Source organism: Bacillus cereus group sp. N11, from assembly GCF_016483605.1.
In the GTDB taxonomy this organism is placed as follows: Bacteria; Bacillota; Bacilli; order Bacillales; family Bacillaceae_G; genus Bacillus_A; species Bacillus_A toyonensis.
This window is the reverse complement of sequence record NZ_JAEHBN010000012.1, coordinates 57,870-71,913: the sequence shown is the minus strand read 5'-3', so window position 1 is coordinate 71,913 and position 14,044 is coordinate 57,870. Positions and strand designations below refer to the sequence as shown.

The window sequence follows — 14,044 nt, the reverse complement described above, 5'->3', positions numbered from 1 at the left end:
ATAATACTTTACAAAAATTAAAAAATTAGTAGAATAAGAAGTAGTAAGAATCGTCTGATAAATATATAGAGAAAAACAGAATTATCAGAAAATTCTTTAATAGCTATCGTTAAGAATTAGGGAGGGTACAAAATGAAAAAGAAACAAATTAAAAAACTAACAGCAGTTGTAGCACCAGTTTTAGCAATGAGCATGGCGTTAACAGCATGTTCTACATCAGGTGGAGATAAGAAGACAAGCACAAACTCTAGCTCTAGTGGAGATAGTAAATCTGAAGGAAAACTAGCAGCGAAACAAGTGCTAAATCGTACAGTAACGCAAGAGATTCCAACGATGGATTCTTCAAAATCAACAGATACAGTATCTTCACAAATGCTAGGGAATACAATGGAAGGGTTATATCGTCTTGATAAAGATAATAAGCCTATTCCAGCTGCTGCAGAATCTAGTACGAAAAGTGAAGATGGTAAAAAATATACATTTAAACTACGTAAAGATGCAAAATGGTCAAATGGTGATCCAGTAACTGCGAAAGATTTCGTATATGCTTGGCAACGTCTATTAGATCCAAAAACAGCTGCTGAGTATGCATTTATCGCATTCCCGATTAAAAATGCAGAAGTGGTTAATAAAGGAGAAAAACCTGTAACTGAATTAGGAGTGAAAGCGGTAGATGATCTTACGCTTGAAGTTGAATTAGAGCAAGCGGTGCCGTACTTCTTAAACTTAGTAGCATTCCCATCATACTATCCATTAAACGAAAAGTTCGTAAAAGAAAAAGGCGAGAAATTCGGTTTAGAGTCTGATACAACAGTTTATAATGGACCATTCGTTCTTAAAGATTGGAAGCATGAACAAGGATGGCAATTAAAGAAAAATGATCAATATTGGGATAAAAAGACTGTAAAACTTGAAGAAGTTAACTTCAGTGTTGTTAAAGAGGCTGCGACTTTAGTCAATTTATATGACAGCGGTCAAGTTGACTTTGCATTATTAAATGGAGAGTTCGTTGATAAATACAGAAGTAAGAAAGGTGAATTCGGAACATATTCACAAGTGAGCACGTATTTCATTCGTATGAACCAAAAACGTGATGGACAAGATACACCATTAAAGAGTAAAAAATTACGTGAAGCAATTGCGCTATCAGTTGATAAAAAGAATTTAGCAAACGTAATTTTAAATGATGGATCAAAAGAAGCGGACTTCTTAGTGCCAAAAGGTTTAGCAACTGGACCGGACGGTAAAGATTTCCAAGAAACGTTTAAAAATGGTTTAAAACCAAATGCTAAAAAAGCTGCTGCAGCTTGGGAAGAAGCGAAAAAAGAGCTAGGTAAAGACCAAGTTACAATTGAATTCTTAAACTATGATACTGGTAATGCGAAAAAAGTTGGAGAATATATTAAGGACCAGATTGAGAAAAACTTAAAAGGTGTAACAGTTAATATTAAACTTCAACCATTTAAGCAAAAACTAAAATTAGAAACTGAGCAACAATATGATATTTCGTATGGCGGATGGAATCCAGATTATGCAGATCCAATGACGTTCTTAGATATGTTTGAGACTGGACATTCTCATAACCAAATGAGCTTCTCTGACCCTAAATATGACGGCATGGTGAAAAAAGCTGGAACGGAATTAATGAGCGATGCGAAGAAACGTTGGGAAGAGTTAGGAAAAGCTGAAAAAACGTTACTCGAAGAAGATGTAGCGATTGTACCTTTATATCAACGTGGAGATTCTTATGTTTTACAACCAAATGTAAAAGGTGTAGTAAAACATAATATTAGTCCAGAATTTAGCTTTAAATGGGCATATGTAACTGAAAAATAAAAGAGTTGAAAAAGCATTTCAAAGTAGCTTAGTTACCTTGAAATGCTTTTTTGTATATTGGAAATTAAAATGTAAATTTGTAGTATAGCAAAATAGAGAAGAATAAGGAGTAAAGTATGTACATATGGTAGATGGGGGATAAATCATACTAAATTACGAAGTTTAAAATCAGAATATTTAAAATAAAACTATTTACAAATGTGAAAAAAAGAGTAGAATAACATTAGTTGTAATTTTCTGAAAAATATTTAACAAGGAGTCTCTCAAGGGTGGTAATGTACATATAATTAGGGAGGGTTAAAAAATGAAGAGAAAAAAAATGAAAAAACTAACAGCAGTTGTAGTACCAGTTTTAGCGATGAGTGTTGCATTGACAGCGTGTTCTAGTTCAGGTGGAGAAAAGAAAACGACTACTACATCTAATAGTGGGGAAGAAAAAACATCTGATATTAAATATGCAGCGAAGCAAGTATTAAATCGTACGGAAAATCAAGAAATTCCGACGATGGATACTTCTAAATCTACTGATACGTTAGGGGCACAAATTTTAGGAAATACGATGGAAGGCCTATATCGTCTTGATAAAGATAATAAGCCAATTCCTGCTGCGGCAGAATCTAGTACGAAAAGTGAAGATGGTAAAAAGTATACTTTTAAACTGCGAAAAGATGCAAAATGGTCGAATGGTGATCCTGTAACAGCGAAAGATTTTGTTTTCGCATGGCAGCGCTTACTTGATAAAAATACTGCGGCAGAATATGCGTTTATTGCTTACTATATTAAAAATGCAGAAGCGATTAATAAAGGAGAAAAACCTGTAACTGAATTAGGAGCGAAGGCGGTAGATGATTACACGCTAGAAGTAGAATTAGAAAAACCGGTACCGTATTTCTTAAATTTATTAGCATTCCCATCATATTATCCATTAAATGAAAAATTCGTAAAAGAAAAAGGCGATAAGTACGGTTTAGAAGCAGATACAACTGTGTATAATGGGCCATTTGTTATGTCTTCATGGAAACATGAACAAGGTTGGCAGCTGAAGAAAAATGATAAGTACTGGGATAAAAAGACTGTGAAATTAGAAGAAATTAATTATAGTGTTGTAAAAGAAGTAGCTACAAAAGTAAATTTATATGATACAGGATCAATTGACTTTACATTACTATCAGGAGAATTTGTAGATAAATATAAATCGAATAAAGATGAGTACGGTGAGTATGCAGAATCAAGTACATTCTTCTTACGTTTAAATCAAAAACGTAACGGACAAGATACGCCATTAAAGAGCAAAAAGCTTCGTGAAGCAATTGCATTATCAGTCGATAAAAAAGGATTGGCGAATGTAATTTTAAATAATGGATCAAAAGCAACGGATCAATTGGTTCCGAAAGGGCTTGCGACAGGACCTGATGGAAAAGATTATCAAGATACATTTAAAAATGGTCTGAAATATGATCCGAAAAAAGGTGCAGCAGCTTGGGAAGAAGCGAAAAAAGAACTTGGAAAAGATCAAGTTACAATTGAATTACTAAGCTATGATGATGGAACTGCGAAAAAGATTGCTGATTATGTTAAAGATCAAATTGAGAAAAATTTAAAAGGTGTAACGATTAATACGAAAATTCAGCCGTTCAAACAAAAATTAAAATTAGAGACTGCACAAGATTATGAAATCTCTTATGCAGGTTGGAGTCCAGATTATGCGGATCCAATGACATTTATTGATATGTTTGAATCGAAGAGCCCGTATAACCAAATGAGTTATTCAAATCCAAAATACGATGAAATGGTAGGAAAAGCAGGTAATGAATTAATGAGTGATGCGAAAAAACGCTGGGAAACGTTAGGGAAAGCTGAAAAATTATTCCTTGAAGAAGATGCAGGATTAGTTCCTTTATATCAAACAGGAAGATCGTACGTAATGAAACCGAATGTAAAAGGAATCGTGAAACATAACATCAGTCCAGAATATAGCTTTAAGTGGGCGTATGTAACTGAGGATGGCGGAAAAAAATAAAGTGAAAGCATTTCAAAAGTGGCTGAGCTGCTTTTGAAATGCTTTTTAGTATGTATAAGGGAAATATATCTCGTTAGCCTATTGAGAAACGGGTAGGGAATTAGGAAGATTCTATCGGAGGACATTAGAGAGAGTTCAGTAAGTAGTAAGACAGATGAATGATAGTAAGAGATCTCATGCTAATAAGAAAAATATAGAACGTAGTAATAGAGTGGAATAAGGGGAGGGATGTTTACATATAGTAGACGGGGGATAATTCATAAAGTAGTTAAAACAACAAGTTACTATCACAAAAAAATAAATATTTAGAAAATTTACAAAAATACTTTACAAAACTCAGAAAAATAGTAGAATATTAATTAATAAGAATTTTCTGATAACGAAAGTTAATAGAGAATTTCTAAATGTTAATATCGTACATATAATTGGGGAGGGTACAAGAAAATGAAGAGAAAAAAGATGAAAAAATTGACAGCGGTCGTAGCACCAGTTTTAGTAATGAGTATGGCATTAACAGCTTGCTCTGGATCAGGGGAAAAAGATAAGGCAAGCACAACACCAAAAAGCGGTGAAAAAGAAGGCGGAAAATTAGCAGCGAAGCAAGTGTTGAATTTAACAGAGAGCCAAGAGATTCCATCTATGGATTCTGTTAAAGCGACAGACCAAGTATCGTTTCTTGCTTTAAACAACGTAATGGAAGGTTTATATCGACTGGATAAAGATAATAAAGCAACACCAGGGGTTGCTGAATCATATAAAAAGAGTGATGATGGTAAGAAGTATACATTTACATTAAATAAAAATGCAAAATGGTCAAATGGAGAGCCTGTAACAGCGAAAGATTTCGTATTTTCTTGGAAACGTGCTGTAGATAAAAATACAGCAGCGGAATATGCATACATTATGTTCGATGTAAAAAATGCAAAAGCAATTAATGAAGGAAAAGCAGCGCTTGATACGTTAGGTGTAAAAGCTGTAGATGACTATACGTTAGAAGTAGAATTAGAAAATGCAGTTCCTTACTTTGTTGAATTAACTTCATTCGGAACATTCTATCCACAAAATGAAAAATTCGTAAATGAAAAAGGTGCAAAATTCGGTTTAGAAGCAGATACAACATTATACAACGGACCATTTACATTAACAGACTGGAAACATGAAGAAGGTTGGAAATTAAAGAAAAACGCACAGTACTGGGATAATAAAACAGTTAAGTTAGAAGAAATCAACTTTAACGTAGTAAAAGATAGCGGTACACGTGTCAACTTATATGAAAGTGGACAGATTGACCGTTCAGGATTAGTATCTGAATTTGTTGACAAATATAAATCGAATCCAGATTTCTATACACAAAAAACACCATCAACGTTCTTCTTACGTTTAAATCAAAAACGTGGTGGTCAAGATACGGTGTTAAAGAACAAAGATTTACGTTTAGCAATTGCAAAGGCGTATGATAAAAAAGGTTTAACGAATGTTATTTTAAATGACGGATCTACACCTGCAGATTACTTAGTACCAAAAGAATTTGCTAAGAGTCCGGATGGAAAAGACTTCCGTAAAGAAAATGGAGATATTTTAAAAACGGATGTGAAAAAGGCAAAAGAGCATTGGGACAAAGCGAAAAAAGAGCTTGGAAAAGATCAAGTAACAATTGAGCTGCTAAACTATGATAGCGATAATGCGAAAAAAGTAGGGGAGTTCTTAAAAGGAGAGCTTGAGAAAAACTTACCAGGCTTAACAGTGAACTTGAAAAACCAGCCGTTTAAACAAAAATTAAAATTAGAATCAGATCTAGATTATGATTTATCTTACGCTGGTTGGGGACCTGACTACTTAGATCCAATGACATTCATTGATATGTTCGTTACAGATGGACCTCATAACCAAACTGGTTACTCAAATAAGAAATATGATGAAATTGTAGAAAAAGGTAAAGGTGAGCTATTAACGAAAACGAAAGAGCGTTGGGATAGCTTACTGAAAGCTGAGAAAATGTTACTTGAAGATGCGGCAATTGCACCATTATATCAACGTGGTGATGCAATTGTTCAAAGAGCAAAAGTAAAAGGAATTGTTCACCACCCAGTTGGTGGAGATTACAGCTACAAATGGGCATATATCGGTGAGGAAAAATAAGCTGAGGGGGCGCGTGATGCGCCCTTTTTTTATGCACTTTTCATTCTTCCTTGAATATATAAAATAAAAAAGGGAGAATCCCATGGAACGAAATACTTACATCGATTTCTTAGCTTATTACGGAATAGGAAGTGCTCATCCTGGTGGTTTTACGTTAACAAAACAATTGCTAGCACAACTGCCTCTTAGACAAGGAGCGGATGTCCTTGAGATAGGTTGTGGTACGGGGAAAACAGCGGCTTACATGACAAAAGAATTCGGTTATAAAGTAACAGCGATTGAAAAGAATGAAATTATGATTCAAAAAGCGAAAGATAGATGGTTGTTTGAAAGATTGAATGTACAATTGATTCAAGGTGATGCAGAGCGATTACCTTGTTTAAATGATTCATTTGAGTTTGTGCTTGGGGAATCGATACTCGCTTTTACAGATAAAGAAAGGGTTATATCAGAGTGCTATCGTGTATTACAGAAGGATGGTAAGCTTGTTGTCATTGAAATGATTATTAATACACATATTGAGAAGAGTGAGGAAGAAAAAATTGCCCAATTATATGGCATGAAAGAATTATTAACTGAGAATGAGTGGGTACAACTATTTCAGAAAGCAAATTTCAAAAGAATTACAATTGCTGGCGGTGGTACGATTGCAGAAACGATATCTAGCTATATAGAAGAGCCGGAATGGAATGTATCAACATATATTCCGAATGAGTTATATGAGGCATGGGTACAACATGAAAACGTACGACGTATGTACCAACATGTTTTAGGACACCGTATATTTATATGTGAAAAGTAGAGAAAAAGAGTTGGCTAAAGGTAGTCAACTCTTTACTATGTTAAATGAAAAATAATGCAGCTAAAGTAATTCCGAAGATGAAACCAAATCCAAGTTCAACGCCCCAGCCACAACCGCCACCCCAGCCGCCGCCACCACAATTACCGCAACCACGACCGCCACATCCACAGCTACTGAATCCACCACCGCAACCGAATCCGCAACTATCACATCTGCTAATGCCGCCGCAAAGATCACAACCACCGTTTGTATATGCGTCATAGTATCCGAATCCTGTATCAAAAGATGAGCGCTGTTGCATTGGTTCGATCCATACAGATTCATTTGTCACATCGATTATTTTGCCTAAATGAATGCGACCATCACGATCTTCAATTCGAACAACTTTACCGAAATAACGTCGGCACGTATCATAACATCTTTGTCTATGCATGTTCTGTCCTCCTTCCCCCTTACAGTAATACGATATGTAAGGGGGACAAGTGCGGCTTGTACGAATGACCTACCTATCATAATTGTTATATGAAAGGGGAAATATAAAGAAAGGATATAGTAAGGAGGGAAAGGCAATGAAATCTACAGATCAGTTTCAAACATACGAAGTACCGTGGAAAGAATTTATAGAAGCATTGCGAGATGAAATGAAGAAACAAGTAGGAGCGGATATTATTGATACAGTAGTTTGCAATTTAGAAGATGGATTTGAAGTGTATACATATATACAGGGGGATTTAGAGTTTGAATATAAAGAAGCGCTTGAAAGAAAATACGGAAGTGATGCTAAGACTCCTAATTTGTTAACGATTATGCTATTAGCCAGCATTTATAATACGAGTGAAGCGAATATACGCTTACATGCAGATAACAAAGATAATCCAATTGTTGAAGTATATGTGAAGCAATGAAACACGCTGTGAAAGGCGTGTTTTTTATTTATCCCGCTATTTTTGGGCAGTAAAACTCCTACCAAAAAATTTGGCTGGAGCAAAAAAAATAGGGGGAGCCAGACTGTCCGTAAACGCCCCACTGATCAAAGTTTTACTTTATATGATAAAGTATTAGAAAATTAGGCATCTTAATTTAACGGTTACAGATGTAGTAGCTACTAGAGAATTTTTAGAAAAATATTTTGGATTAATTTGAAGTGGAACGAGGGGAAATGGCTTTGCAGTTATGCGTGATAAGGATGGGTTTATACTAAATTTAATGAAAGGGAAAGAAGTTCAGTATCCTAAAACATTTCATGTAGGATTTCCGCAAGAAAATGAGGAACTAATAAATAAAATGAATCAAAGATTGAAGGAAGATGGATTTTTGGTTGAACCTCCTAAACATGCACATGCGTATACGTTTTATGTTGAAGCGCCTGGTGGATTTACAATTGAAGTAATGTGCTAATTAAAAAATCAAACTTTTTGTTGTGTGTTTTTAATATGAAAAGTAGGAAAAGTCTGTTTTAAGTATGGAGCTTAGACAGGCTTTTTTGCCTATATAATTGGATAGAAAATGCTATAAAGAATATTACCAAGTGTGTATATATGTTTACATAATAAAGTTATGGTGGGTTAGTTGTCCTAAAATACAAGTCATATATCTTGTTTCCTCTCATAAATTTAAACATAGGAATTTGTCTACAAAGGTGGCGAAGCCTCATCATGAAAATTCGAATTTGTGCCACATTCATGTTGTTTCTATTTATATGGTTACATCCTTATTGGACTTTTGCAAAAGGAGAGGAGGCAAAGGAAAGGGTCGTTTCACTTGTATATGATGATTCGGGCAGCATGAGAAATAACGATCGCTGGAAATATGCCAATTACGCTTTGCAAAGTTTAGTTGCGCTATTAGATGAAAAAGATACATTTTCTTATGTTCCAATGAGCAAGCCGAATAATCCGTTAAACATTTCGTTAACGAAGGATAAAAGGCAAACAGAAATTGAAGGAATTGGAGCGTGGAAAACGTATTTAAATACTCCTTTTAGCGCAGTAGAGACGGCGATGCAATCTATAAAAAAGGAAGCAGATATAGATGGAAAACGTGAATTTTGGCTTATTGTATTAACTGACGGGGCATTTAATGATCTAGAAAAAGATAAAGTTGGCGGAAAAGAACAAATTACAAAGAAACTAACAGACTTTAAGAAAGAAATGGATGTAAAAAAGATATCTTTACATCCTATCTTAATTACGATGGAAGAGGATTTAGGGCAGCAAGAAAAAGAACAATTAAATACGTTTAAAGAAATATGGAAGAAAGAGATAAACGGAGTTACGATGCCGTCAAGCGGAGAGGATGGCATTGTAAAAAGTGTAAATCAAGTGGCAGCATTAGTTGCGAATCGTGATCCATTCTCCTCCGTTGAATCGATTGTAAAAACGAAAGTAGTAGGAAAGAAAGTAGAGATTACAACGCCGTTCCCATTAAAGCGTATGACGCTTGTACGACAATCGCCTTCGCTGTCTAATTATCAGGTCACACAAATTTCGAAACCATTACAGTTACAGTCTTCTTTTTCCATACATGCACCCGGAGAAGCGAAATTATTCGGAAATATAGCTCATATAAGCACGGAAAATCAGGAAGTCATTAAACCAGGAACATATACGATAGAAGTGGATCGGGATATTGAGAAAGAAGGATTGCAAGTACTTGTTGAACCAGCGCTTAACTATACGGTTTCTACTTATGACAAAGATGATAATAGTCAAAAAAATGTTGAACAAATGTACGAAGGTGTTACTGCTGTTATTGAAGCAAAGCCTACTGAGTTACCAATTCAGTCTTCTTACTTTCAAGCAGAAGTAGAAATAGACGGAAAACAATATCCGATGAAGTGGAACGATAAGAGGCATGTGTTTTATTACGAAACGAAGATTGGTAAAGGGTTAGTACGTGGAAAAGTTCATATGAATATAAAGGGATTTTACAGACAGACGAAAGAATTCAAAATTGAAACAACAGAAAAGCCAAAATTATCACTTCAAACTGTTACGAAAGATTATGAAGAAAAAGTAACGAATTTAGAGAATAGTAAACCGTTTATTTTACAACCAAAGTTAGATGGTAAGCCGATGACAGAAGGGGCTGTAAAGAAACTATTAAAATCTACTGGTGTCACATCTAAACAATCAATCAACTATGAAATAAAACAACGTGGTAATCAAATTTACGTTTATCCTCGTCCTTATTACTCCGACACATTCAATTTCACAGATACTGGCACCGTAGAAGCTACCATCGTTATACAAGATGCGAAATTACAAGAAGTAAAGAAGCAAATATCACTCCATATTCAAAGTGCGCCGTTTTATGAAAAGTATGCGCTTATTTTTAAGTTTGTCATTCCTATCACTTTATTGCTGCTAGTAGTAGGCATAATCGTTTTAGGATGGATTGTTCGTCCAAGATTTCACCGGAAAGCGCTATTGTATTACGAATGGGATCAAGAAGTAGCGAAAGATTGGTTATATCAATCTGAACCAGAATTACTTCGAAATAAATGGTGGAAACATTATTTTGGTATCCCATTTCGAGCAGAAAGAAAAACTGTGCAATCCGTTACGTTTATAGCCAAGAAAGGTTCGAAATCTGTCTTTGTAGCGAAAGAGTCACAAGTAGTAGGAATGATTATTGATGGGATGTTTATAACAGAGGAAGAAGTAGGAATGGAGCATAAGACACTATATCCAAATGAACTTTTATTAATTGATAGAGGATATGGTAAGGAGATTTACAAATATGAATGTGAATAGTAGGTAGGGATAAGAGGGGAGTCTTAGCTTTCTTTCCCTTTCTTTTTAAACAAGCAAGAATAGGAAGGTGGTTCACATGACATTACAAGTTCCAACGATATTAATTGGATTAGGTGGAATCGGTAGTACTGTGACGCATCAAATATATGAAAAACTGCCTGAAGAGCGCCGAAAAAAGGTAGCGATGCACGTATTTGATACAGATGTGAATACATTGAGTAAATTTGATCATATTCGAAAGTTTAAGACACAAACGAGTTCAAGTAAAACGCCTAGAGAGTATATTGCAGGAGATCCAACGATTCCAGAGTGGTTTCCAATGGATCCAACTATACTTGATAAACCATTAACAGAAGGAGCAGGACAGTTACGCGTCATTTCACGTTTAGCGTTACGTGCTGCGATGAAAGAAGATAAATTGACGTCCTTTTGGCAAGAAATTGAGAAGATTTTTCCGGTTACAAGTGATCAAACGGAATATGGTGTGCGAGTTATTATTGTAACATCACTAGCAGGCGGAACAGGTTCGGGGATGTTTCTGCAAATTGCATTATATTTACGTGAAATGCTTCGGAAAAAACTGCAGCATCATAACATTTTAATACGCGGTGCATTTTTAATGCCTGATGTGTTAGTGAAGACGAGAACGGTTAGTGCGAAAGAATTTGAAACGGTGCAAGCAAATGGTTATGCGTCTTTAAAAGAATTGCATGCCATTACGCTCGGTTCAACTGGAGAATTATCAAAACGCGGTGGTGTAACGATTGAATTAGAATACCGTCCGGATCAAGTAGATGAGGATGGAAGAACGAATCATACGATTAAACAACATCATTTACCGTACAATTATTGTTTCTTATACGATTACGAAAACTTACATGGACACCATTTACACAATTTATCGGATTATATGGAGCAGATGGCAAATACGATTTATTTACAGTTATTTAGTCCGATGTCCACAAGTCATTTTGCACAGGAAGATAATCAAATTCAGCAATTGGCAGAATCAAGCGGGAAAGGACGATATTGCGGGGCAGGAACAGCAAAGCTCATTTATCCATATGAACATGTGTTAAAATATTGTGCTTTAAAATGGGCTGTGCAAGGTTTAGACGAATCGTGGCTTCATTTGGATCAACTCTTTCAAGAAAAGAAGCAAAGGTACGACCAAGATGTAAAACGTGGTATGCAGCGTGAAAAGCCAGAGCGTGGCAAAAGTTATTTAGAGGATTTAGAACATCTTGCTACCCGTCCAGAACAAGCCCATATTTTCTATAGACAAATGTACAATGAAACGCGTGAAGGAGCAGAGGGCGGTAAGCTCGGAGTTGCGAAATCTAAACTGTTTTTAGAAGCTGTAGAAAGCTATGTACAGCGCACAGTGCAAAAAGATGAGGAATTAAATCGTTTGCAGCACGAGTGTAAAATTTCAGCTGCGAAACTAAAAATGATGGAACAAATGAAAGGAGAAGTAGCGAGAGTAGATCATGCGGTTCGTTTATATGCGTATGCGATTCCGAGCCGTGTACATGAACATGTAACGACACTTTTATATGACATGATTGAATCAGACCGTTTTTCACCAAGTGGGTCTGAAGGACAGTCCTATCAATTAAATACATGGTTTTTAAAGAAAACAGACCCTGTTCATCCAGTAGCAGCGCGTTTTATGTTATATGAAATTCGAAAGCAGTTAGTAGAAAAAATGAATCGACTACATGAAAATAATGAACAGAAGCGTAATGTAATTCAAAATTATGATAAAAAATTTAATGTAGGTAATATAGATGGAACGGTAACTGCTGTACGCCGCGTTGAAATCGCTCAGCAACAAGGTTGGTTTGGAAAAATGGTGAATAATCAACAACGTTTATTTAAAAAAGAATTTGAAGATATCGTAACTCAATATGTACACAAATTAAATGAGTACAGAAAAGAAATGCTGTTAGAACTCGTTTATCAATCGTTATATCAAGCGGTTAATAAAATGATTCAATATTGGGAAAGGTTTTTTGATAATTTACATGAAACACGTGAAAATTTATTGTTTGAAATTCAAAAAAGAAGTAAGGAGTTTGAAGGGAAAACAAACCCAACGAATGTATACGTATTAGCGGAAGAGAAGTTGCAAGAAAAAATATGGCAAGATATGCAGCAACATTTAAATTTAGGTGTATTGCCGAAAGATATATCAGCAGAAATTTATATGAGTTTGTATGGGGAATATTGTCGGGATGCGAAAACGGAAGAGATTCAATCGAAAAAGGTAGAAGATTTTTATCGTGAACATATATTGAGCTATTGTTATGATGAATTACAAGTACGTTATCGTGATAAATTAGAACTTAATATTATAGAGGCATTGCGAAAAGAAGCGGATTATAAGAAGCGTGATCGTGATGAATACGTTCGTGAAAAAATTGAAGATCTGTTCCATTTAGCTAGTCCATTCGTGCCGAAAGTTTCTCACCATAGGGAATTACAATATTGGGGTATACATCCAACTTTAAAGAAAGAACTGCAAGAAGAATTAATTCAAGAAATGTTTAAAGAAAAAGATACAGTACATGAAGCTTTTTCACCATTTGAAGTGATCTGTTACCGGGCACATTACGGTTTATCATTGCAAGATTTTCCTAAATTATCATCAGGACACATTGCGAACGGTTTTATGAATGATAAAGGTGACTACTTCCAATCATATTATCGCCGTGTGAACAAATTAAATAGTAAAAAATCTAGTTTAACGCCGCATTTAGATAAGTATTGGCACTTACCAGCCTTTATGCCCGACTTGAATGCGACTCAAACGAAGTTAGACTACGATAAATGTAATCGTGCCCTTCTATATGCGTATATGTATCGCTGGATTAGTTTAGTTGCTGTTGATGGGCAGTTTGTGTATCAATATAACGGCGTTGGACGTAGCTTCTTAATTCAGTCGATGGGGAAAAATATTTCAAGTGAAAGTTATAAATTACACAGAGCATTACTTCATAATCCGTTTATTTATGAAAACATCTTGTCCAGATTTGAAGAAGAGCAAGAAAAGGCAATGATTCAAGGTGGACATTTATATACACATCCGTTCGTATTAGGAGCTCAAGATGTAAGATGGCTTAGAAAAGAACATGTTCACAATCTTTTAGATATGATTTTAATGTATGACCGTGAAGCGAAGTATGATCCGACGTTAGAAGAAACGTCAGATGAATTATTAAGATTATTCCTTGATGAAATCGAACTATACTTTCAAAACTATTACGGTACAGGTGCCGATATGGTTGCGAAGAAAGAGAAAGAAATGTTTATTAAACAATTGTGGGATCGTTCGTATGCAAAAGGGTATGTGGATCCGAATAGTGCTCCTTATAAAAAGTGGCAAAATTTATTAAGTGTTCAAGATGAAGAAGAAACGCCAAAAACGAATGTATAATGAATGAAAAGGGAATCCTTAAAAGTGGCAATACAACTTTAGAAAAGAGGGAT

At 35.2% G+C, this 14,044-nt stretch carries 8 protein-coding genes and 1 pseudogene; 8 read left to right on the top strand and 1 reads right to left on the bottom strand.

Translation table 11 applies throughout. The features are described 5' to 3' along the window. Positions 1-132: 132 nt before the first annotated feature. The 4 genes from JDS98_RS19560 to JDS98_RS19545 all read left to right on the top strand — a co-directional run bounded on the left by JDS98_RS19560 (position 133) and on the right by JDS98_RS19545 (position 6,797). Positions 133-1,836, top strand: coding sequence for a peptide ABC transporter substrate-binding protein (locus JDS98_RS19560; protein ID WP_199634221.1), 1,704 nt, complete (start codon positions 133-135; stop codon positions 1,834-1,836). Positions 1,837-2,140: 304 nt separating this feature from the next. Beyond that, positions 2,141-3,856, top strand: a complete 1,716-nt coding sequence (locus tag JDS98_RS19555; RefSeq protein ID WP_000823480.1) for a peptide ABC transporter substrate-binding protein — start codon at positions 2,141-2,143, stop codon at positions 3,854-3,856. 444 nt (positions 3,857-4,300) lie between these two features. Beyond that, positions 4,301-5,995 (top strand): peptide ABC transporter substrate-binding protein, encoded by a 1,695-nt coding sequence (locus JDS98_RS19550; protein ID WP_000823458.1) that lies wholly within the window; start codon positions 4,301-4,303, stop codon positions 5,993-5,995. An 82-nt stretch (positions 5,996-6,077) separates the two neighbouring features. Further along, the gene (locus JDS98_RS19545) at positions 6,078-6,797 is read left to right on the top strand and encodes a class I SAM-dependent methyltransferase (RefSeq protein WP_000440863.1); all 720 of its coding nucleotides are present in this window, start codon (positions 6,078-6,080) and stop codon (positions 6,795-6,797) included. Positions 6,798-6,837: 40 nt separating this feature from the next. On the opposite strand, the gene JDS98_RS19540 is transcribed toward JDS98_RS19545, so the two are convergent. Further along, positions 6,838-7,230: a hypothetical protein gene (locus JDS98_RS19540; RefSeq protein WP_000555013.1), complete on the bottom strand. Its 393-nt coding sequence runs from the start codon at positions 7,228-7,230 to the stop codon at positions 6,838-6,840. 136 nt (positions 7,231-7,366) lie between these two features. Here JDS98_RS19540 and JDS98_RS19535 point away from each other — a divergent pair, with 136 nt between their 5' ends. From JDS98_RS19535 to JDS98_RS19520, 4 genes and pseudogenes are all read left to right on the top strand, one after another. Beyond that, positions 7,367-7,702, top strand: coding sequence for a hypothetical protein (locus JDS98_RS19535; protein WP_000842916.1), 336 nt, complete (start codon positions 7,367-7,369; stop codon positions 7,700-7,702). A gap of 160 nt (positions 7,703-7,862) precedes the next feature. Continuing rightward, a pseudogene (locus tag JDS98_RS19530) lies at positions 7,863-8,195 on the top strand (VOC family protein). Positions 8,196-8,452: 257 nt separating this feature from the next. Then, complete coding sequence (locus JDS98_RS19525; protein WP_098911798.1) at positions 8,453-10,552, top strand: vWA domain-containing protein; 2,100 nt, start codon at positions 8,453-8,455, stop codon at positions 10,550-10,552. 76 nt (positions 10,553-10,628) lie between these two features. Then, a complete protein-coding gene (locus JDS98_RS19520) occupies positions 10,629-13,991 on the top strand; it encodes a tubulin-like doman-containing protein (RefSeq protein WP_000175115.1) in 3,363 nt (1,120 codons plus the stop codon). Positions 13,992-14,044 lie beyond the last annotated feature (53 nt).

Excerpts from the sequence above, each read along its gene's own strand:
- JDS98_RS19560 (WP_199634221.1), top strand. The coding sequence starts at position 133 with ATGAAAAAGAAACAAATTAAAAAACTAACAGCAGTTGTAGCACCAGTT.
- JDS98_RS19555 (WP_000823480.1), top strand. The coding sequence starts at position 2,141 with ATGAAGAGAAAAAAAATGAAAAAACTAACAGCAGTTGTAGTACCAGTT.
- JDS98_RS19550 (WP_000823458.1), top strand. The coding sequence starts at position 4,301 with ATGAAGAGAAAAAAGATGAAAAAATTGACAGCGGTCGTAGCACCAGTT.
- JDS98_RS19545 (WP_000440863.1), top strand. The coding sequence starts at position 6,078 with ATGGAACGAAATACTTACATCGATTTCTTAGCTTATTACGGAATAGGA.
- JDS98_RS19540 (WP_000555013.1), bottom strand. The coding sequence starts at position 7,230 with ATGCATAGACAAAGATGTTATGATACGTGCCGACGTTATTTCGGTAAA.
- JDS98_RS19535 (WP_000842916.1), top strand. The coding sequence starts at position 7,367 with ATGAAATCTACAGATCAGTTTCAAACATACGAAGTACCGTGGAAAGAA.
- JDS98_RS19525 (WP_098911798.1), top strand. The coding sequence starts at position 8,453 with ATGAAAATTCGAATTTGTGCCACATTCATGTTGTTTCTATTTATATGG.
- JDS98_RS19520 (WP_000175115.1), top strand. The coding sequence starts at position 10,629 with ATGACATTACAAGTTCCAACGATATTAATTGGATTAGGTGGAATCGGT.